A 21,302-nucleotide genomic window follows, 5' to 3' on the forward strand; every position below is an offset into this window, starting at 1 on the left:
CTTGCCCTACACTCGCGGCATGCCTGCCTCACCCCTGACTGCCGCCTCGCCGTTCCGCCTGCTGGCCGAACAGGCCCTGAGCCGCGCCGCCGGTGCGCCGCTGATCGACGGCAACGCGGTCGAACTGCTGATCGATGCCGAAGCGCACTACGCCGCCTGGCTGGCGGCGATCCGGAGCGCACGGCATCGCGTGCTGCTGGAGAACTACATCATCCGCAACGACGAAATCGGCCGTGCCTTCCGCGACGCGTTGACCGAGCGGGCCCGCGACGGCGTCGCGGTGGCCGTGATCTGCGACTGGATGGGTGGCCTGGGACAGGCCAACGCGGCCTTCTGGCGACCGCTGCGCGCGGCCGGTGGCGAGGTACGCATCTTCAATCCGCCGCAACTGGGACGGCCGTTCGGATGGATCAGCCGAGACCATCGCAAGACGCTGGTGGTGGACGGCAGGCATGGCTTTCTCTCCGGCGTATGCATCAGCGCGAAATGGCTGGGCGCACCGAAACGCGGCGTCCCGCCCTGGCGCGACACCGGGGTCGCCATACATGGCCCGGCCGTGGCCGAACTCGAGGCCGCCTTCGCCGACAGCTGGGCCGCCACTGGCCCCGCCCTGCCCGATCGCCTGCGCGGTCACCCGCCCCTGGAGGCGGCCGGCGACGTGTCGCTGCGACTGATCGCCACCCAGCCCGCCACCGCCGGCATGTACCGGCTGGACCAGATGATCGCGGCCATGGCGCGTCGCAGCCTGTGGCTCACCGATGCCTACTTCGTGGGCGTGGCGCCGTATGTGCAGGCACTGGCCGCCGCAGCCCGCGATGGCGTGGACGTGCGTCTGCTGGTACCCGGCAGCAGCGACATTCCAGTGGTGGCAGGACTGTCGCGCGCCGGCTACCGCCCGCTGCTCAAGGCCGGCATCCGCGTGTTCGAGTGGAACGGCTCCATGCTGCATGCCAAGACCGCGGTGGCCGACGGCCAGTGGGCCCGCGTAGGCTCGTCGAACCTGAATTTGGCCAGTTGGCTTGGCAATCGCGAAATCGATGTCGCGGTGGAAAACGCCGGCTTCGCCAGCCAGCTCGCCGAGCAGTACGAGCGCGACCTGGAAAATGCCACCGAGATCGTGCTGTCGCCACGTCGCCGACGCGGCGAATCCGTGCGCAGCAGCACCCACCGACCGCCTCGCCCGCGACGCAGCGGCGGCAGCTCCGGTCGCGCTGCCGCCGGTGCCTTGCGTATTGCCAATACCGTTGGCGCGGCGCTCGCCGACCGCCGGGTGCTCGGCGACACCACCAGCGGCCCGCTGCTGGGCGGCACGGCGCTACTGGTGGCGCTTGCCGTGGTGGCGTGGCTGTGGCCCGCCGTGGTGGCCTGGCCGCTTGGCCTGCTGGCCGCCTGGCTGGCACTCAATCTGGGCGTGCGCCTGTGGCGACAATACCGCCGCAAGCGGCAACGCCGCGCCACCTGAGCGCGGCCCCGCCGATCATCGCGGCTCTGCCGTGATCGCCCGCCCCGACAAGGCGTCAATAGCCTACGGTGAAGCGCCGGCGTGAATGTCGTGGATGCTCGATCTCGTCCGCCATCGCGATGGCGTAATCCTCGAACGAGATGCTGCTGCCGCTGGCCGTGCTGAGCAGTTGGTCGGTGCCAACGCGGAATGTGCCGGTGCGCTCGCCCGGCACGAACAGGGCCGAAGGCGAAAGGAAGGTCCAGTCGAGATCGTCGACGGCCTTCAGCCGGTCGAGGAACACCGCGCCCTGCAGTGCCTCCTGCTTGTACTGGGCCGGGAAATCGGGCTGATCGACCAGCCGCTGTCCTGGTGCAACCTCCAGACTGCCTGCGCCACCCACGACCAGAAAGCGTTTCACGCCTGCGGCGCGCACCGCACCGGTCAGCCGGTCGAAATCGCTGTCGAGGAACTTCACCGAGCTGATCACTGCGTCGTGCCCGGCAAGCAGCGCGGCCAGGGCCGCCTCGTCGCCGATGTCACCCTTCAGAGCGACGACGCCCGGCCACGCCTGGATTTTTTCGGGATGACGGGCGATCGCCGAAACGCGATGACTGCGGTCCGAGAGTTCCTTGAGAATGCGCGTGCCGACATTGCCGGAAGCGCCAATGAGTGCGATGTGTGCCATGGTCTTTACCTGTGGATCTGCATGATTGAGGTTTGCATCGACAATAAGGTCTAGAAACTAGACCTTTGACATCAGGCAAGGTATATAGCGCCCTGGGTCTTTACAAGACGTCACGGCCAGGTGATCAGGTCAGCCCGGCGTGACCATGGCGTCGTGGAGCGCCGCACCATGCATCAGGACACACCCGACACTGCCCCCTACGCGTTCGCACAGCCGTGCCCGATCCGCGATGTGCTGGACCGGATCGGCGACCAGTGGAGCCTGCTGATCCTGCAGGCGCTCGATCCCGGCACACTGCGCTTCAGCGAGCTGCAGCGGGAGATCGCCGACATCTCCAAGCAGATGCTCGCCAAGACCCTGCGCAGCCTGGAGGAAGACGGCCTCGTCAAGCGGACCCTATATCCGGAAGTGCCGCCACGGGTCGAATACCGGCTGACCGATCTCGGTCGCTCCTTCCTGGTGCCCCTGAAACAGCTCACCGACTGGGCGAACACGCACCATCGGGCCATCTGCGAGGCACGCGACGACTACGGCGCCAGGAAAGACCGCCATCGGAGTGGCTGAACCGGCCGCGACACCCCGTGAGAAAAGACATGCATAACCATCCGCAAGCGCTTGTTATCCAAACAGGCCATGCTAGGCTGCAAGGTCCATGCACGCCCCTGTCGACCAGCCCGCACCACCCCGCCACATCCTGACCCCCAGCGCGCTCAACCGGCTGGTGCGCGACCTGCTGGAAGACGCGCTGCCGATGGTGTGGATCGAGGGCGAGCTGTCGAACGTGGCGCGCCCCGCCTCCGGCCATCTCTACTTCACCCTGAAAGACAGCGGCGCACAGGTGCGCTGCGCCATGTTCAAGCCCAAGAGCAGCTGGCTGAAGTTCAGGCCCGCCGACGGCATGCAGGTGCTGGTGCGCGCCCGGGTCGGGCTTTACGAACCGCGCGGCGAGTTCCAGCTGGTAGCCGAGCACATGGAACCGGCCGGCGAAGGGGCATTGCAGCGCGAGTTCGAACACCTCAAGGCACGCCTCGATGCCGAGGGCCTGTTCGACCCTTCGCGCAAGCGCGCCCTGCCCCGCTTCGCCCGGCGCATCGGCGTGATCACCTCCGCCACCGGCGCCGCGATCCGCGACGTGCTGAGCGTGATGGCCCGTCGCTGGCCGCTGGTCGAAGTGGACGTGCTGCCGGTACCGGTGCAGGGCCGCGAGGCACCGCCCGCGATCGTCGCCATGCTGCGCAAGGCTGCGGCAAGCGGCCGCTACGACGTGCTGCTGCTGACCCGCGGCGGCGGTTCGCTGGAAGACCTGTGGGCGTTCAACGACGAGGCCGTGGCCCGTGCCATCCATGCCAGCAAGGTACCGGTGGTCGCCGCAGTGGGCCACGAGATCGACTTCAGCATCGCCGACTTCGTGGCCGACCTGCGCGCGCCCACGCCCTCGGCGGCAGCCGAGCTGCTGGTACCCGACGCGGATGCACTCGAACGTCATCTGCACCAGTTGCGCCAGCGCCTGGCCACCCTGCTGCAGCGACGGCTGCAGGGTCAGGGCCAGCGCGTCGACCATCTGCTGGCCCGCCTGCAGTCGCAGCGCCCGCAGGCACGGCTGGCACGCGACCGCGAACGCCTGCAGCACCTGCGCGAACGCCTGCTCGCCACCTTCGTCCGTGCGCGGCAGAACGAGCGGATGCGACTGCAACGCCTGCACGGCCGGCTGCTGGCCCAGCATCCCGGACAGCAACTGCGGATGCAGCAGCAACGGCTCGAGGAACACGCCCAACGCCTGCGTCAGGCCATCGGACACCGGCTCGACCACGACCGCCTGATGCTGCGCCAGGCCGCCCGCGCACTGCACGCGGTCAGTCCGCTGGCAACGCTTGAACGGGGCTACGCCATCCTGTTCGACAACGAAGGCAAGGTCCTGCGCTCGGCCCTGCACGTCGCCGAAGGCACTGAACTGCGCGCACGCCTGGCCGACGGCGAACTGAACCTGCGCACCGGCAAGAACCCGACTGCCTGAAGCGGCTGGCAACAACTCAACCCGGTGATCCCATAGCGACGACTCACGTCGCCTGAACACCGGCTCGCGCATCCTTCGTGGCCTTGCATCACACGCGATGCGCTTCTGGAGGAGCTCCTGGCATGAAGGCAGCGGACCTGTTCGTGAAGGCCCTCGAGGCCGAAGGCGTACGACGCATCTTCGGCGTGCCCGGCGAGGAAAACCTGGACCTGGTCGAAGCCCTGCGCGAGTCCAGCATCCAGCTAATCATCACCCGCCACGAACAGGCTGCCGGGTTCATGGCCGCCACCTGGGGCCGGCTCACCGGCGAGGCCGGCGTCGCGCTGGCCACGCTAGGCCCGGGCGCGACCAACCTGGTGACCGCCGCGGCCTACGCCCAGCTGGGCGCGATGCCGATGCTGATGATCACCGGACAGAAACCGATCCGGACCCATCGCCAGGGCCTGTTCCAGCTGGTCGACGTGGTCGACATGATGCAGCCGCTGACCAAGTACACACGCCAGCTCGTTTCCGCCGCGACCATTCCCGCACGGGTACGCGAGGCCTTTCGCCGCGCCGAGGAAGAACGTCCCGGCGCGGTGCACCTGGAGCTGCCCGAAGACATCGCTCGCGACGATGTGGACGAAGTGATTCTGCTGCCCACCGAGTACGCGCGACGCCCCTCGCCGGACGATGCCGCGCTGGTGCAGGCGGCCGAGGCGATCGGCGGCGCGAAGCACCCGATCCTGATGATCGGTGCCGCGGCCAACCGCCAGCGTACCGCCGTGGCACTACGCGCCTTCGTGGACAAGCTGGGCATGCCGTTCTTCACCACCCAGATGGGCAAGGGCGTGATCGACGAGGAACACCCGCTGTGGCTGGGCAATGCGGCGCTGTCCGACGGCGATTTCGTGCACCGGGCCATCGACGCGGCCGACGTGATCATCAACGTCGGTCACGACGTGGTGGAGAAACCGCCGTTCTTCATGCACAAGGGCCGGCGCACGGTCATCCACATCAACTTCTCGTCGGCCGAGGTGGACACCGTCTACTTCCCGCAGATCGAGGTGGTCGGCGACATCGCGCACACGGTCGAACGGCTCACCGACGCGCTGGAACCTCAGGCACACTGGGACTTCAGCTTCTTCGACAAGGTGCGCGACGCATTCCACGCGCAGCTTGCCGGACACGCAGACGATCCGCGCTTTCCGATGCACCCGGTGCGCGTGGTGGCCGACACCCGGCGCGGCATGCCTGACGACGGCATGCTGTGCCTGGACAACGGCATGTACAAGATCTGGTATGCCCGCTACTACCATGCGCGGCAGCCCAACACCGTGCTGCTGGACAACGCCTTGGCCAGCATGGGTGCGGGGCTTCCCTCGGCGATTGCGGCGAAAATGGTCCACCCGGAACGCCGGGTGCTGGCGATCTGCGGCGACGGCGGCTTCATGATGAACGCACAGGAGCTGGAAACGGCGGTGCGGCTGAAGCTCGACCTGGTGATCCTGCTGCTGCGCGATGACGCCTACGGCATGATCCGCTGGAAACAGGGCGAGATGGGCTACCCCGATTTCGGCATGGTGTTCAGCAACCCCGACTTCGTCGCCTTCGCCCGCGCGCATGGCGCGCACGGACACCGCCCGGCCACCGCCGACGACTTCCTTCCCACGCTGCAGCGGGCCTTCGAAAGCGGCGGCGTGCACCTGATCGACCTTGCCATCGACTACACCGACAACCACCGCGTGCTCAACGAGGAGATCCGCCAGTTGAGCGCGGCGCTGTGAAGCCACGGAGATATCCATGCTGAAAAAGAACTACCCCTATTACCTTGCCAACCGACCGGTAACCTCGAAGGACACGATGGACGTGCTCGACAAGTACAGCGGCAAGGTCGCCACCCGCGTGGCGGTGCCCGACGCGAAAGCCGCCGAAAAGGCGATCGCCGCCGCCGTCAAGGCAACGGCGCCGATGCGTGCGTTCAAGCCATGGGCACGACAGGCGGTGCTGCAGCACTGCGTCGAGCGTTTCAGCAAGCGCCGCGACGAACTGGCCGAAGCGCTGTGCATCGAGGCCGGCAAGCCGATCAAGGACGCGGCCGGCGAAGTGACCCGGCTGATCGAGACCTTCCGCATCGCCGCCGAGGAATCGGTACGCATCAACGGCGAGACGCTGAACCTGGAACTGGCCGGTCGGCTGGACGGTTACCACGGCTACACCAAACGCGTACCGCTGGGCCCGGTGTCCTTCATCACTCCGTTCAACTTCCCGCTGAACCTGGTCGCGCACAAGGTGGCACCCGCGATCGCGGCCGGTTGCCCGTTCGTGCTCAAGCCCTCCGAGAAGACGCCGATCGGCGCGCTGATCATCGGCGAGATCCTGGCGGAAACCGACCTGCCACGGGGCGCGTTCTCGATACTGACCCTGGATGGCCGGCACGCCACGCCGCTGGTCGAGGACGAACGGCTCAAGCTGCTTTCGTTCACCGGCGGACAGATCGGCTGGGACCTGAAGGCGCGCGCCGGCCACAAGAAGGTCACTCTGGAACTGGGCGGCAATGCCGCCTGCATCGTCGACGCGGACCAGGCCGCGAAACTGGACCACGTGGTCCAGCGGTTGATCTTCGGCGCGTTCTACCAGTCCGGGCAAAGCTGCATCGGCGTGCAGCGCATCTATGCGCACGCCGACATCTACGAGGCGCTCAAGCGCAAGCTGGTCGCGGCAACGAAGAAACTCAAGGCCGGCGACCCGAAGGACAAGAGCGTCTTCCTCGGGCCAATGATCGACGAAGCCGCGGCCGAGCGCCTGCACGGCTGGATCCTGGAAGCGAAGAAGGCGGGCGGCAAGATCCTCTGCGGCGGCAAGCGCAAAGGCAACATGCTGGACGCCACGCTGATGGAAAACGTGCCCACCGACGCGACGGCCAACCGGAAGGAAGCCTTCGGCCCGTTCGCGCTGCTGGCCCCGTTCCGGAACTTCGACGAGGCCGTCGCCATGGTCAACGACTCGGATTACGGGCTGCAGGCCGGCATCTTCACCGACAGCCTGACCCATGCCATGCGGGCGTGGGACGAGCTGGAGCAAGGTGGCGTGGTGGTCAACGACATTCCCAGCTTCCGCGTCGACAACATGCCCTATGGCGGCGTCAAGCTCTCGGGACTGGGGCGCGAGGGCGTGCGCTACGCCATCGAGGACATGACCGAGCTGCGCCTGATGGTGATGCGCCAGGGCTGAGCATCGGCCGGATGTGCACCAGGCGCAGGCGGCGCCTGGTGCTGACGCGCATGCGCAGGCGAGCGGGCCCGATGCCGACCCGGCTTACCTGCTGCCGGTCAACGGCGGCAACGGCGGTGCGTTCCAGCCCATCCACTCGTATTCGTAGTAGCGCGCTATGCCAAGGTATTCATGCAGGGCAACGTCGCACGCGGCCAGATTCCAGGCCAGCGGCCAGAACGACACGATGGCCGACACGTGATCGGCGACCACCGGCACCGGTCGGATGCCGAAGTGGGCGAAGTACAACAGGCTGCGGCGCATGTGCACGCCCGAGGTGACCAGCACCACTTTCCGCGGCGCCCAGGCCTGCAGCAACGGCCGGCTGAATTGTGCGTTCTGCCAGGTATTGCGGCTTTTCGACTCCAGTTGCAGGTCCTGCGCCGGAACGCCCAGGCTGCGCAGCACGCCCGCATAGACTGTCGCCTCGGCCACATGGTGGTGCTGGCTATCGCCGCCGCTCACCAGCAGCAGGCATTGCTGCCCGCTGGTCTTGCAGGACCGGTACAGGGCCGCCGCCTTCACGATGCGGCCATAGGCAAACAGGGTCGGTTGCGGAGCCGCCCCCCGCTGTAGCTCGGTCCCCGCGCCCAGCAGCACGATCGCATTGCGCTGCTCCCACGCCGGTGCGGTGACGGCCGCATACGGACGTTGCAGGCCCTGCAGCAGCCAGCGCGGCAGCGGACCGCATGCCGCCAACAGGAACAATGCAGCCAGCACACCAACCAGACCCCAGGCCCATCGGCGCCGGTGCAGCCAGGCGAGCAGCGCGGCCAGCGCGAGTCCAACCACAAACAAAGCAAGCACCATTGATGTCTCGTCCTTAACACCCGCCGCCCAGCCTACCCCAGCCGTCTTTCGTGTGGGTGACTTCGCCCCCTCACCTGATTACGCACTTCCAGGAAACGCTGTGATGACGAAATCGCCATTGGGTGACGCCATGACCGTACCCACCTGATCGACATCATCAGAGAACGCCATCGTGAATACGTCGATCCCACTCCGAATGCTGCTACCGCTGCTCAGCGCAGTGTTGCTGGCGCTGGTGGTATGGCCTGCCCATGCCGCCCCGCTGGGCGACAGCGGCTACATTGCGATGCAGGTCCCCAACCTGCCCCGCGCCACGCGATTCTTCCAGGACGTCATGAACTGCGCTCCCGTCGACCCCGACGCCGACACCTACGGACAGGTCCTGCTGGAATGCGGCAACGGCACCGTCGTGTCGCTGACGCGCACAAACACCCGAACCGGCATGCAGGCAAAGGCGCCGGTAGAGGTGCTGTCCACCGACAACGCGATCGCCACCGCCACATGGCTGCGTGCCAATCACCTGCGTATCGTGGGCCGGCCCCAGCGGCTCGCCGACAGCGCGGACACGGACGAAATCGTGGTCACTTTCCTGACCCCGTGGGGGCAACCGCTGCGACTGGTCAGCCATGTCCGTGCAGTGCGTGCATACCCCATGCATGGCGACGAGCGGCTCGCCGCCCAGTAGTCATTGCCTCCGTGTCGTCGGTGCAGGCATCGCCCGCCTCCGCATGCTGACGACCAGACCCCAGACGCACATCGGGCCGGCACATGGCCGGCCCGATGGACTTTCATCACGAAGATTTGCCGGCGATCAGGCCGAACAGCTCTTGCCGCGCGGTCCGTGGTAGCCCTTGGCCTTGGCATCGGCCTCGGACATGTAACTGCCGTGGCGCGTGCGTCCGTACCATTTGTCGCCCTGGCAGTGGTAAACCTTGCTGCCCTTGTTGACCCATACCTTGCCGGCCCCGCCACCCGGTGCGGCTTCGGCGGCCGGACGAGTCCAGGCCATCGAGCGCTTGCCCTTGCTTGCCGCCTTCCTGGACGTGCTGGCGACCGGCTCGGTTGAAGCCGCTTCCGACCCGGCCGCAGCGTCTGTCATGGCCGCGAACCAGGTCTTCACGCCCTTGTGGCCACGGCAGGCACCACGTTTGCCCGAATGTGTCGTGTAGCTGCCATCGCGACACTGACCGGTGGCTCCGGCCGGGGCCTGCTGCGCATGAACGTTGGGCACGGCCAGCAGCACAGCGGACAACGCGACGATGAATGCGAATGCTTTCATTGCGACTTCTCCTCCATGGATTCCATGTCACCGCGACGGCTGACGCACGTGACCGCAGGTACGTGCCTGCATGCGTTCCGTCGCAGGGTCCGGGCACCCGTCGACGCGGGTGCCCGTGGTCATCACTATGGAAAAAGAACCGTGTATCGTCGAGTCGGCCGCTGCCTACACTCAGGGCGCAGGCATGCCCACGGGCTTGAGCTTGGAATGCGGACGCGCAACGGCGTACATCGCCCAGCTGATCTCTTTCAGAAGCCCATTGCGGTCCTTGCCGATTCGATACAGATCGAAGTGCGTGCGGCCGGGGATGAAGCGGATGTCCGACTTCGCATGCAGGCTGTCCAGCACCGCCTTCAGCTTGTGCGCGGCACCGTCCAGGTAGAAGGTGTCGGCGGTGCCCACGTACAGGTGGATCTTGCCGTTGAGGTACGGCTTGAGCTGGGCCCAGTGGTGCTGCAGGCGGTAGGCGATGTCGTAATGGTCACGCCAGTAGTCCACCACGACCGGATTCACGTCGCCGGTATCGCGGTTGAACATCTGCTCCGGCCGGCCACCCTTGCCCTTGGGCGAGAACACCCATTCGAACGAAGCCATCTGGCCGCCATACGGACCCATCACGCGTTCGAGCTGGGCGAACTGCTTGAAGGTGGCCAGCACCTTGCCGTGGTCGCGCACCAGCGGATACGGCGTGCCGTCGGGACGGTAGTAGACATTGGCGTGCGGCGCATACAGGTCCACGCCGGTGAAATCATGGAAGTCGCTGGGATCGGGCGAGGTCGACCAGGTGCCGCCGAAGATCTTCGGGTAGCGCGTCTGCAGCCACAGCGTGGCCCAGCCACCGGAAGAATGTCCCTGCAGGAAGCGACCGCTGGCACGGGCGTCCATGCGGTAGTGGGCCTCCAGGTGCGGGATCAGCTCGGTGGTCAGCGCATGCCCCCATGGCCCGTTGTTCACCGAGTCGGCGAACTCGTGGGTGCCGGTGGGGCTGGACTCGTCCAGGAACACCCAGATCATCGGCGGCATCTGGCCCTTCGCCATCGCCGCATAGACGCTGACCAGGGTCCCGATCACGCGGTTGTTGTTACCGCCGAATCCCTGCGTGTAATAGACCACCGGCCAGGTCTTCTTCGCATGCGCGTCGTAGTTGGGCGGCAGCAGCACGCGCCCGCGCATGTGGATCGGACGTCCCCAGAACGCGGTGAGCGAGGGGCTGGTGAAATCGATCTCGCGCGCATGCGCACGTGCGGCCGGCAAGGCCTGGCGCATCGCCGGCGTCGCCCAGCGGCCAAGCGTCCACGGATCGTGTGCGGGCAGCGTGCGGTCCAGGCTCAGGGTGGGGATCGAAGCCGCCGGCAGATGCAGCTTGACCACCTTGCTCAGCAGGTCGCCGGCGTCGCGTCCGCTGTAGTTGTAGTCATGGTGCACGTCGAGCACCGCCTGCACGTAGTAGTCGCCCGGCGGCAACGACGACCAGCCCGCCGGAAACGCGGTGCGGTCGACGTCGATGTCCACCGTCTGCCCCGGCACGATGCGGCTGACCTCGCGGGCGGCCACCGACGTCTTGGTGGGGAAGAACGGGCTGGTGTCCACGTCATCGACGCTGGTCTGGCCGCGCTTGCTGGCCTCGGCCTCGGCATCATTCGCATCCTGCGCAAACAGCAGCAGGCGACCCGACTCGGGCTGCTTTTCACTGCCGCCCAGCTGGATGTGAAAATACTCGTGTGCAGGAACGGTGGACGCCTGCTGCCGCGCAGAGGCGGTGCTACCCAGCAGCAGTCCGCAACTCAGCAGTGCGGTGATCAGGTGGTGTTGACGCATGACATGGCTCCCTTGGCTTTCGGCCGGTGGCACCCCTCGGCACCCAGTACGACCAGCGTGAACATGTGTAGTGAATGTGCGCCATGCCGATCACGACCGGCGTGGCGCAGGATCGTCGCTCAGTTGCCGTTGTCCGCCGTTGTCACCGGCACCGGACGCAGATCCTGGAAATCAAAACTGAAATCGGTGCGCGGCGAGACCGGCTTCATGCGTATGTCGCGCACATGGCCATCGGCATCCAGCGCGAAGTCGACGAACGCATCGGCATTCAGCGAACGGTCGTCCCAGTGCACGATGAAGCTGTCGTGCTGCCAGTGTGTCAGCGTGCCCACCAGCTGCCGGGTATGACTGAAACGCATGCGCAGCTTGCCGTGAACGTCGCTGATCACGATGTCGCCGTACCACGGGTCGCGATAGGTGCCGGCATAGTCGGCCAACGGCAGCGATGGCCGGCTGTGCTTGTCGCGTGCGGCCTCGTGTTTCGCCCAACTGTCGTCGGCATTGGCATCGAACGCCTTCACCGCCCTGTCGTACACCGCCACCCAGTCGGTCTTGTGCTGCGGGTTCAGGTAAGCGTCGAGCACCCGGTAGGTGACCGCGTTGAATGCAGCCCCGGACTGCATGTTGGTCAGCACGACCACGCCCAGATGCAGCTTCGGCACCATCGTCACGCGGCTGACGAAACCTGGCCAGCCACCGGTATGCCACACCAGTTTCTGCCCCCGGTAGGTGCTGAGGAACCAACCTTCGCCATAGCCGTAGAACTCCGGCACCAGCGGCGCCATCGCCGGAATGATCGGCTTGCCGATCGGGATCGGCGTGAGCATCGACCACATCGCGCGATGACTCTTTTCCGAGAACAGCTGCCCGCCTCCCGGTAGCTTGCCGCCGGCCAGCTGCACGTTCATCCATTTCGCCAGGTCGTGCACGCTGGCGTAGATGCCGCCGGCGCCCGGATCGTTGAGCCAGGCCATCGGCGGCACCGGCCTGATGTCCTTGAAGTTGTACGGCGCATGGCCGGTAGCCACGTCCATGCCCGGCTTCAGGTAGGTGCAGTCGACCAGCGACTCGTTCATGCCGACCGGTTTGAAGATGTGGTCGCGCACGAAGTCGGCGTAGCTTTCCCCCGACACCTTCTCGATCACCAGGGTCGCCACGGCGAAAAGAATGTTGTCGTAGGCGTAATGCCCGCGGAAGCTGTGCTTGATCGGCACCCGTGCCAGGTGCTGCACCACCTGCTTCGTGGTGTAGCTGGTCGGCGGCCAGTACAGCAGGTCGCCGGCTCCGAGGCTGAGGCCACTGCGATGCGCCAGCAGGTCGCGCACGCGCATTTCGTGCGTCACGTAGGTGTTGGACATGCGAAACCACGGCAGGTAGTCGATCACCCGCGCATTCATGTCCAGCTTGCCCTCGTCGGCCAGCATCTGCAGGGCCGCGGCGGTGAAGGCCTTGGTGTTCGAGGCGATCGCGAACAAGGTGTGCGCGTCCACCCTGGCCGGCTGGCCCAGCTCGCGCACGCCGTAGCCTTTTTCCAGCACCACCTTGCCGTCCTTGACGATGGCCACGGCGATACCCGGCACCTTGAAGGTCTTCAGGGTCCGGTCGACATAGGCTGTGAAGTCCTGCAGCTGCGCTGGCAGGGCTGCCTGCGTCACTGCCGGTGCGGCGGCCGGTGTGGCCTTCGTCTGTGGCTGCGCCCAGGCCGGCGCTGCGGCGGCACTCGCCATGAGAGCTGCGCACACGGCATGGCGCAGGGAAAGAGATCGCAGGAACATCCGGGCCCCGGTCGAGATGATATCGGCTCACTATCACCGCAAAGCGCCATGGACACCAGCGCTGGAAGTCACGTCCGCCACCGCCACGGCAGGTAATGGCACGTCAGCCAGTTCAGGTGCCGGGCGATTAAAATGCGGCCACCCGCCTGTGGGTATCACGGATCGATTCATTCCATGCGCATGCACAAACCTCTGAGCCTGCTTGGCCTGGCGCTCGTCGCCCTCGCGCTGCTGTGGCAACGCCACGCCGCCACGCCCAGGCCTGCCGATGTCCAGGTCTACTCCGCGACACGGGCATCTCCGACCGCCGGCAACCGCAACCTGCCCAGTTACCTGCCGCCGCAGGCCGTCGAGACCCTGGCACTGATCGCCAACGACGGACCATTTCCGCATCACCAGGACGGCGTGGTGTTCGGCAATTACGAAAGCCTGCTGCCGAAGGAACCACGTGGCTATTACCACGAGTACACGGTGGAGACGCCAGGAGCGCACAATCGCGGTGCACGGCGCATCATCACCGGCGGCACGCCGCCCGTGGTGTACTACTACACCGACGATCACTACCGCAGTTTCCGCCGCTTCACGTGGCAGCCATGACAACGCACGACACCGCACTCGACCTGACCCGCCCCGCCCACAACGGCGTCTACTTCGTGGACGAGGCTGACCTGGACGCACTCGCCACCAGTGCCCGCCGCGAAACCCTTGGCGTGGGCCGGATCGACCTGGCCGGCTGCCTCGACAAGGACACGCTGCTGCAACGCATCGCCCACACCCTGTCGCTGCCTGCCAGCTTCGGCTACAACTGGGACGCACTGGCCGATTGCCTACGCGACCCCGCATGGAACCCGGGCTGGGGTCTGGCACTGCTGTTCGGGCACGCCGACGCACTGCGCCAGGCCAGCGCGGTGGACTTCGACATCCTGCTCGGCATCCTCGACGATGCCGCCACCTTTGCCCAGGACGAGGAGCTGCCGTTCTTCGCCTTTCTCGCCCTGCCCGAACCGGAACAGCCGCTACCCGCATGAATACCGAACGACTCGTCTTCGAACTCGACCACGGTCGCGACCACGTCGAACTCAACCAACTGCTCAAGCTCGCCGGCCTGTGTGACAGCGGCGGCGCCGGCAAGGCCATCGTGGCCAGCGGTGCGGTCAGCGTCGACGGACAGCAGGAACTGCGCAAGACCTGCAAGATCCACGCAGGTCAGCGGGTGCAGCTGGACGGCATCGAGATCCGCGTGATCGACGCGCCGACCGGCTGAGCGCGCCCTGATCCACCCCAGCGACAGCGTGAGGTAACCCCAGCGCAGTGTGGGGCGAATCAGCAGGTAGCCGAACCATTCGGGAGAACCCAGATGCGCACGCGATCACTGCAACGCCCTGCCCTGCACCCGCTCACCCGCCTTGCCGGCCTGTTGCTGCTGGCCGGACTGGCCGCCTGCAGCGCGGCTGCCGCCGAGCAACCCTTTCCCGACCCGGCTGTCGACGCACCGCAGGCCACGCCTCACGGTGACCGCACGGCCGTGCTGGCCGGCGGCTGCTTCTGGGGCATGCAGCTGGTGTTCGAGCACGTGCGCGGCGTGCGCCATGTGTGGGCCGGTTACAGCGGCGGCAGCGCGGCCACCGCGCACTACTTCGACGTCAGCGACGGCAATACCGGGCATGCCGAATCGGTGAAGATCCGGTTCGACCCTTCGGTGATCAGCTACGGCCAGCTGCTGAAGGTCTTTTTCGCAGTCGCCCACAACCCCACCGAGCTGGACCGGCAGGGCCCTGACAGCGGCACCCAGTACCGCTCGGAAATCTTCTACACCAGCCCGGTGCAGCGAAAGATCGCCACCGCCTACATCGCCCAGCTCGACAAGGCCCGCGTGTTCAAGGCGCCGATCGTCACGCAGGTGGCGCCCCTGAAGGCGTTCTACCCGGCCGAGGCCTATCACCAGGATTTCGCGCGCCGGCACCCGGACAACCCCTACATCGTCATCAACGATGCGCCGAAGCTGGCACGGCTGAAGCGCATGTTTCCGTCGATGTACCAGCCGGCGATGCGTGTGCTCGACGTCAGCCTGTAACCCTCCATGGCGTGGTCACCGGGGCCGGCTCTTGCTAAGGTGACAGCCCGTCCGCGCGCCGCGCGACGGCAGGCATGGAGTGACACGTCAGCCAATGAGTCTTGCACCGATCCGGCGCCTGCGCGCGCAGCTGCAACGCCTGCATCACGTGTCACGCGGCCGTCACTGGTTCCCGCATGTGCCTCTGTCGCTGCTGTTCGGACTCGGCGGCGTCTGGCTGCTGCGTTCCGAGCTAGGACAGCACTGGAGCGACTACGCGCAGCTGCTGGTACTCAACGCTTCGCACCTGCAACCGCAACTGCTGCCGCCGCTGCTGATCGGCGGCGGCATGTTCACCATGGCGCTGGGGCTGCTCTGGCGCTCGCGCCTGGCCTGGACCATGGCCCTGCTGCTGGAGGTGCTGGGCGCGATCAGTCTGCTGGTCGGGCCGTACGGCCATCGCAACCACCTGCTGCTGGCCTATTTCGTCCTGCTGCTGATCGCCCTGCTCAGCTCGTGGCGGCAGTTCAACCGTGCCAGCGTGGCGGCCAGCACACTGTTCGCGCTGACCTCGGTAGCGATGCTGCTGATGTACGCCACCTTCGGCAGCTATTACCTGGGTGCGGACTTCAAGCCGCGGATTGGCGACCTGATCACCGCGCTGTATTTCGCCATGGTCACCATGAGCACGGTGGGCTACGGCGACATCACCCCGCAGACCCCCGAGGCCAAACTGTTCACTGTCTCGGTGATCGTGCTGGGCGTGGCCGTGTTCGCGACCTCGCTGACCGCGGTGATCGCACCGATGGTCAGCCGCAGTCTGCAACGTATCGTCAATCGCAAGGGTTCGGGCATGAAACGGGAAAACCACTTCGTGGTGATCGGCAACACCTCGCTGGCCGTCAATACCTGGCATGAGCTGAACCGGCGCGGCCGTCCGGTCACGCGCGTGCTGCGCGAGTCGCCGGAAGACGACGAGCTGCGCGGGGTCGACTATGTGGTCGGCGACCCGAGCAGCCTGGACACTCTGCGCGAGGCCGGCGCCGAGCGCGCCGAGGCGGTGCTGGCCATGCTTGCCGACGACTCGGAAAACGCCTTCGTGGTTCTGGCGGTGAAGGAACTGGACAGCAAGGTACGGACGGTCGCCGCGGTCAACGACGCGCGTCATCTCAGTCGGGTGAAGCTGGTGCAACCGGACGTGGTGATCGCGCCGCAGGTGCTGGGCGGCGAGCTGCTGGCCATGTTGCTGTCCGGCGAGCAGGTCACCCCGGATTTCGTGATGCAGCGGGTGTTCCAGCAGGTCGAGAAGGCGCCGGCCGCCAGCTGACACCCGCGCTGCCGCCTCGCCTCAGCCCGGTGGCGGCACCGGCACCACCAGCATCCACGGCACACCGAACCGGTCTTCCAGCATGCCGAAGCTGCTGGCGAAGAAGGTCGGTGCCAGCGGCTGCTTCACCTGACCGCCATCGGCCAGCGCCGCGAAGCGACGTGCCGCCTCGGCATCGTCGGCCAGCGTCAATGACAGGGCGGTGCCGGCGAACTGCGGCTGGCCGCGGCTGAATCCGTCCGAGACCATCAACTGGGCGTCGCCGATCCGCAGGCTGGCATGCATCACCTTGTCCCCCGGCGGCATCGCGCCCTCGGGACATCCGGAACCCTGCGGCCCATCGGCGTAATGCATCAGCATCAGCACCTCCGCGTCCAGAGCCTGGCGGTAGAACGCGATCGCCTCCTCGCAGCGACCGTCGAAAAACAGGTAGGGATGGATCTGCATCGCTGAAACCTCTCGGTAAATGGCGTGCCACGGCGTCCGTGCCCCGTCATCCCGACGAACGTAACGCCGCGAAATCGACATGCTCCCAGCCATCCCGGCAACTGCTACTGTTGATCCTCGTGAACCGCCTTTGAAACGGGGCCGGCGGTGCGACAGGGCCATAAAGGCCGACAAGGGGACAACCACGATGCCCATCCGCCGCTCGATCCGGAAGCTGCACGCCTGCCTGCTGCTGGCCGCAGCACTGCCCCTGGTGCCGGCCTTTGCCGCGTACGCATCCACCACGCCGGAACAGGCGCGCTGGCGGCAGGAGGCTCAGGCCGTCACCATCACCCGGGACAACTGGGGTATCGCCCACGTCCACGGCAGGACCGATGCCGACGCCGTGTTCGGCATGGCCTATGCGCAGGCCGAGGACGACTTCAACCGCGTCGAGACCAACTACCTGACCGCGCTGGGCTGGACCGCCGAAGCCGAAGGTCCGTCCGCCATCTGGCAGGACCTGCGCCAACGCCTGTGGATCCAGCCGGCCCGGCTGAAGGTGCTCTACGCGCAGAGCCCGGCCTGGCTGCGTCAGTTGATGGATGCCTGGGCCGACGGCCTCAACTGGTACCTCGCCACGCATCCGGATGTGCACCCGAAGGTGATCACCCATTTCGAGCCGTGGATGGCCCTGTCCTTCACCGAGGGCAGCATCGGCGGCGACATCGAACGCGCCTCGCTGAAAGGGCTGGCCGCGTTCTACGGCGACCGCCATCCCGATCTTGCGCAGGCCACACCGCCCAGCTGGGCCGAGCCGACCGGCTCCAACGGCATCGCCATCGCGCCGAAGCTCACCACCGACGGGCACGCACTGCTGCTGATCAATCCGCACACCTCGTTCTATTTCCGCTCCGAGCTGCAGATGTCCAGCGACCAGGGGCTGGACGCCTACGGTGCGGTGACCTGGGGCCAGTTTTTCATCTACCAGGGCTTCAACAAGCACATCGGCTGGATGCATACCTCCACCGGCCTCGACGCGGTCGACTCGTTCGCCGAGACCATGGTGCAGAAACACGGCAAGTGGTTCTACCGCTACGGCGACAAGCTGCTGCCGGTGGCCGAACGCCGGATCGTCATCCGCTACCGCACCGGGGACGGCCAGCTGGCGTCGCGCAGCTTCACCGGCTACTTCACCAGGCACGGGCCGGTGGTGCGCGCGGATCACGGCAAGTGGATCGCCATAGCGCTGATGAACAAGCCGATTCCCGCGCTGGAGCAGAGCTGGCTGCGCACCAAGGCCAGCGATTTCGCCAGCTACATGAAGATCGCCGAGCTGAAGGCCAACTCGTCGAACAACACCATCTTCGCCGACGACAAGGGCGAGATCGCCTTCCTGATGCCGCAGTTCGTGCCCAGACGCGACAACCGTTTCGACTACACCCGGCCGGTGGACGGCAGCAACCCGGCCACTGCCTGGCAGGGCCTGACGCCACTGAGCCAGCTGCCGCAGGCCGTGAACCCGCCCAACGGCTGGGTGATGAACACCAACGACTGGCCCTGGTCCGCCGCCGGCCCGTACAGCCCGAAGCAGGCGGACTTCCCGCGCTACATGGACACCTTCGGCGAGAACCCGCGCGGCATTCATGTCACCGGCATGCTCACCGGCGCCAGCGGCTTCAGCATGCCCAAGCTGATCAGCGATGCCTTCGACTCCTATCTGCCGGAATTCGCGAAGCTGATCCCGCTGCTGATGCACGACTACGAGACGCTGCCGGCCGGCGATCCGCGCCGGGCCAGCCTGGCCGGCCCGATCGGGCTGCTGCGCCACTGGGACGACCGCTGGGGCATCGCCTCCATGCCGACCTCGCTGGCGGTGTTCTGGGGCGACACGCTGTGGGACGAGATCTACGCCAAGGCCAAGGCACAAGGCATCTCGCCGTACACCTACATGGCCACGGTCGCCGGTCCGGACGAACGCCTGCACGCACTGACCGAGGCGGTCGACCGGCTGCGGCATGACTTCGGCAGCTGGGGCGTGGCCTGGGGCGAGATCAACCGCTTCCAGCGCCTGGACGACGCGATCCAACCGCATTTCGACGACAGCAAACCGAGCATCCCGGTACCGTTCGTGTCCTCGCGCTGGGGTTCACTGGCCTCGTTCGGCGCGCACCGCTGGGCCGGCACCAGGCGTTACTACGGCAATAGCGGCAACAGCTTCGTGGCGGTGGTCGAGTTCGGCCCCAGGGTCGAAGCGCGTGCGGTCACCGCCGGTGGCGAAAGCGGCCACCCCGGCACCCCGCACTTCAACGACGAAGCCGAGCGCTATGCCACCGGCAACCTGCGCAGGGTCTACTTCTGGCCCGACGAGCTGAAAGGGCACATCGAGCGCATCTATCATCCCGGGCAGTGACCCGATGCGCCCGGCCGTGCTGGCCGGGCGCCGGTTTCAGCCTGCTTTCGGAACCGCAAGCCCACGCTGCACCGCCGGACGCGCCAGTCCGCGTTCGAGCCATGCGACCACATGCCCGAAGCTGTCGAAGTCCACCTGTTCGCGTGCACCGTAGAAGGTGATCAGGCAGTTGACCCAGCCCAGCGTGGCGATATCGGCAACGGTGTACTCATCGCCCATGATCCAGTCGCGCCCGTCCAGCCGCGCATCCAGCACGCCCAGCAAACGCTTCGATTCATTCACGTAACGCTGAAGCGGCCGCTTGTCCTCGTACTCGCGGCCGGCGAACTTGTAGAAGAACCCGATCTGGCCGAACATCGGCCCGATCGACGCCATCTGGAAAAACACCCACTGGATGGTTTCCCAGCGCAGTGCCGGATCGGTGGGCATGAACAGCCCTGTCTTGTCGGCGAGGTACAGCAGGATCGCGCCGGACTCGAACAGGCCAAGCGGTCTGCCATCCGGTCCCTGCGGATCGATCAGCGCGGGGATCTTGCCGTTCGGATTCAGCGCCAGGAATTCCGGCAGGTGGCTCTCGCCCTGCGAGATGTCGACCCGGTGCGCCTCGTAGGGCAGGCCAGTTTCTTCCAGCATGATCGACACTTTTACGCCGTTGGGCGTGGCCAGCGAGTAAAGCTGAATGCGATCGGGGTGCTGCGCCGGCCAACGGCGGCTGATCGGGAAGCTGGAGAGATCGGGCATGACGGGTCCTCGGGCGACATAGACTCTGGACAATGGTGACGCATCGGCCTGGCTTCAATCGCTGGACTCCAGCGAAGAGTCCCAACGGCCGGTGACGATCCGGTACTCACGCGCCATCACGGAACGCCCCGAACCTCATGCGCGCAGGCTGGACGGACCGTGTTCGTCATCGTCCCTTTCCTCAAATACCGGCACGCGCAGCATCCACCGCGCGCTGCACGCTGCTCCCACATACCGCGCATACGGACGCATCGGGCCGGCACTGAAGCACGCGTCGTCGTAACCCCATGCAACAAAAAGCCCGGCACCCCATGGGTACCGGGCCATGATCGAACCATGCGGCACAGGCGTCATCCGCCGGCCGTGCATGGCCTGGGGGCTTCTTACTTGGCGAAGTCCACTTCGCTGCCGCGTCCCACCACCACCGGCACATTGATGTGCTTGGCGACCGGCTTGCCGTCCTTCTTCAGCACGACCGTGTACACGCCGGTCGGCAGCTCGCGGGCGAAGTAGCGCCCCTCGGAGTTGACCTTCACTTCGCGGCCGGCACCGGTCTGCATGCTGCGGGCCGAAACCGTGTCGCCGGCCGGGGCCTTGCCGAACACCGAGCCCACGGTGGACTGGGCATTGACTGCCACAGCCGCGGCCAGGCTGCAGACACCAGCGATGGCCACCAGCATCAGCTTTGCGTTGCCGCGCTGTCCATTCGTGCGATTCGAACGTGCCTTGATCATGAGATGAACTCCATATTGGATGGTTATCAATGTGAGCATGGACAGCGCCATGGGGAATGGCGGACTACCCAAGGGGGAAAGCGGACTGCCATCGATCGCGCCCGTCTCTTCACAAGGCACGCCGCACGCACAGCCAGCAGCAGCCCGGCATACAACGTCCATGACCGGGAGCGGCGCAAAGGCTATCCCCATGCCATCGCGCTCCATAGAGCCAAAGGTCATACCGAGTGAGGCACGACGCACAAGCCGCGCAGCGTGTGCCTGTGCGAACACATCAGTCCGGCATCTTCGCCATGCCGTCGCCTGACCCTGCAGGATCGCCGCCAAAGCCGATAGGTCAGCGACGATCCCCATCAGTACTTCGTGTGCATACGAGGCCATGCAAAGCCGCCCCTACCTAGACGAAACGATGAGGCGCCCAGGAAGAACGTGCCCCACCCCTGCCATCAGTCACCCCCTGAAGCAGAGAAAGAACCGTTGACCCGCCAAAATATGGTGTTATAGTTAACTACAACACCGGTCAACGACATC

20 protein-coding genes are annotated in these 21,302 nt (G+C 66.3%); 12 read left to right on the forward strand and 8 right to left on the reverse strand.

What is annotated here, in order from left to right:
* Positions 1-19 precede the first annotated feature (19 nt).
* Positions 20-1,462, forward strand: a complete 1,443-nt coding sequence (locus tag RA164_RS09340) for a phospholipase D-like domain-containing protein (protein ID WP_329740579.1) — start codon at positions 20-22, stop codon at positions 1,460-1,462.
* Positions 1,463-1,517: 55 nt separating this feature from the next.
* Here the strand turns inward: RA164_RS09340 and RA164_RS09345 are convergent, their stop codons facing one another.
* Positions 1,518-2,129: an NAD(P)-dependent oxidoreductase gene (locus RA164_RS09345; RefSeq protein WP_329740580.1), complete on the reverse strand. Its 612-nt coding sequence runs from the start codon at positions 2,127-2,129 to the stop codon at positions 1,518-1,520.
* A 168-nt stretch (positions 2,130-2,297) separates the two neighbouring features.
* Here RA164_RS09345 and RA164_RS09350 point away from each other — a divergent pair, with 168 nt between their 5' ends.
* The 4 genes from RA164_RS09350 (at position 2,298) to RA164_RS09365 (ending at position 7,356) form a co-directional block, all read left to right on the forward strand.
* On the forward strand, positions 2,298-2,693 hold the full coding sequence (locus tag RA164_RS09350; protein WP_329740581.1) for a winged helix-turn-helix transcriptional regulator: 396 nt from the start codon (positions 2,298-2,300) through the stop codon (positions 2,691-2,693).
* 88 nt (positions 2,694-2,781) lie between these two features.
* Positions 2,782-4,143, forward strand: coding sequence for an exodeoxyribonuclease VII large subunit (gene xseA / locus RA164_RS09355; RefSeq protein ID WP_329740582.1), 1,362 nt, complete (start codon positions 2,782-2,784; stop codon positions 4,141-4,143).
* Positions 4,144-4,265: 122 nt separating this feature from the next.
* Positions 4,266-5,909, forward strand: a complete 1,644-nt coding sequence (locus RA164_RS09360) for an acetolactate synthase large subunit (RefSeq protein ID WP_329740583.1) — start codon at positions 4,266-4,268, stop codon at positions 5,907-5,909.
* A 16-nt stretch (positions 5,910-5,925) separates the two neighbouring features.
* Entirely contained in the window at positions 5,926-7,356 is a 1,431-nt protein-coding gene (locus RA164_RS09365; protein ID WP_329740584.1) for an aldehyde dehydrogenase family protein, read from the forward strand.
* 84 nt (positions 7,357-7,440) lie between these two features.
* On the opposite strand, the gene RA164_RS09370 is transcribed toward RA164_RS09365, so the two are convergent.
* Entirely contained in the window at positions 7,441-8,205 is a 765-nt protein-coding gene (locus tag RA164_RS09370) for a YdcF family protein (protein WP_329740585.1), read from the reverse strand.
* Positions 8,206-8,377: 172 nt separating this feature from the next.
* Here RA164_RS09370 and RA164_RS09375 point away from each other — a divergent pair, with 172 nt between their 5' ends.
* Positions 8,378-8,890 carry a VOC family protein gene (locus tag RA164_RS09375; RefSeq protein WP_329740586.1) on the forward strand — a complete coding sequence of 171 codons (513 nt, stop codon included), beginning with the start codon at positions 8,378-8,380 and terminating at the stop codon, positions 8,888-8,890.
* A gap of 126 nt (positions 8,891-9,016) precedes the next feature.
* Here RA164_RS09375 and RA164_RS09380 read toward each other — a convergent pair whose 3' ends face one another.
* From RA164_RS09380 to RA164_RS09390, 3 genes are all read right to left on the reverse strand, one after another.
* Positions 9,017-9,484 (reverse strand): DUF3761 domain-containing protein, encoded by a 468-nt coding sequence (locus RA164_RS09380; protein ID WP_329740587.1) that lies wholly within the window; start codon positions 9,482-9,484, stop codon positions 9,017-9,019.
* A gap of 171 nt (positions 9,485-9,655) precedes the next feature.
* Positions 9,656-11,302 (reverse strand): alpha/beta hydrolase, encoded by a 1,647-nt coding sequence (locus RA164_RS09385; protein WP_329740588.1) that lies wholly within the window; start codon positions 11,300-11,302, stop codon positions 9,656-9,658.
* Between the two features lie 119 nt (positions 11,303-11,421).
* Entirely contained in the window at positions 11,422-13,077 is a 1,656-nt protein-coding gene (locus RA164_RS09390) for a serine hydrolase (protein WP_329740589.1), read from the reverse strand.
* A gap of 174 nt (positions 13,078-13,251) precedes the next feature.
* On the opposite strand from RA164_RS09390, the gene RA164_RS09395 reads away from it, so the two are divergent.
* From RA164_RS09395 to kch, 5 genes are all read left to right on the forward strand, one after another.
* Positions 13,252-13,674, forward strand: a complete 423-nt coding sequence (locus RA164_RS09395; RefSeq protein ID WP_329740590.1) for a guanyl-specific ribonuclease — start codon at positions 13,252-13,254, stop codon at positions 13,672-13,674.
* Entirely contained in the window at positions 13,671-14,105 is a 435-nt protein-coding gene (locus RA164_RS09400) for a barstar family protein (RefSeq protein ID WP_329740591.1), read from the forward strand. Before RA164_RS09395 ends, RA164_RS09400 begins: the two co-directional genes overlap by 4 nt.
* Positions 14,102-14,341 carry an RNA-binding S4 domain-containing protein gene (locus RA164_RS09405; protein ID WP_329740592.1) on the forward strand — a complete coding sequence of 80 codons (240 nt, stop codon included), beginning with the start codon at positions 14,102-14,104 and terminating at the stop codon, positions 14,339-14,341. The genes RA164_RS09400 and RA164_RS09405 overlap by 4 nt, the downstream gene beginning before the upstream one ends.
* Before the next feature lie 93 nt (positions 14,342-14,434).
* Entirely contained in the window at positions 14,435-15,151 is a 717-nt protein-coding gene (gene msrA / locus RA164_RS09410; protein WP_329740593.1) for a peptide-methionine (S)-S-oxide reductase MsrA, read from the forward strand.
* A 94-nt stretch (positions 15,152-15,245) separates the two neighbouring features.
* On the forward strand, positions 15,246-16,457 hold the full coding sequence (kch, locus tag RA164_RS09415; RefSeq protein ID WP_329740594.1) for a voltage-gated potassium channel protein: 1,212 nt from the start codon (positions 15,246-15,248) through the stop codon (positions 16,455-16,457).
* Between the two features lie 21 nt (positions 16,458-16,478).
* Here the strand turns inward: kch and RA164_RS09420 are convergent, their stop codons facing one another.
* On the reverse strand, positions 16,479-16,904 hold the full coding sequence (locus tag RA164_RS09420; protein ID WP_329740595.1) for a VOC family protein: 426 nt from the start codon (positions 16,902-16,904) through the stop codon (positions 16,479-16,481).
* 187 nt (positions 16,905-17,091) lie between these two features.
* Here RA164_RS09420 and RA164_RS09425 point away from each other — a divergent pair, with 187 nt between their 5' ends.
* Positions 17,092-19,296, forward strand: a complete 2,205-nt coding sequence (locus RA164_RS09425) for a penicillin acylase family protein (RefSeq protein WP_329740596.1) — start codon at positions 17,092-17,094, stop codon at positions 19,294-19,296.
* Positions 19,297-19,332: 36 nt separating this feature from the next.
* Here the strand turns inward: RA164_RS09425 and RA164_RS09430 are convergent, their stop codons facing one another.
* Positions 19,333-20,037, reverse strand: a complete 705-nt coding sequence (locus RA164_RS09430; protein ID WP_329740597.1) for a glutathione S-transferase N-terminal domain-containing protein — start codon at positions 20,035-20,037, stop codon at positions 19,333-19,335.
* 383 nt (positions 20,038-20,420) lie between these two features.
* The gene (locus RA164_RS09435; RefSeq protein ID WP_329740598.1) at positions 20,421-20,771 is read right to left on the reverse strand and encodes a carboxypeptidase-like regulatory domain-containing protein; all 351 of its coding nucleotides are present in this window, start codon (positions 20,769-20,771) and stop codon (positions 20,421-20,423) included.
* Positions 20,772-21,302: the final 531 nt, after the last annotated feature.

It is taken from the genome of Dyella sp. A6 (assembly GCF_036320485.1).
GTDB lineage: Bacteria > Pseudomonadota > Gammaproteobacteria > Xanthomonadales > Rhodanobacteraceae > Rhodanobacter_A > Rhodanobacter_A aluminiiresistens.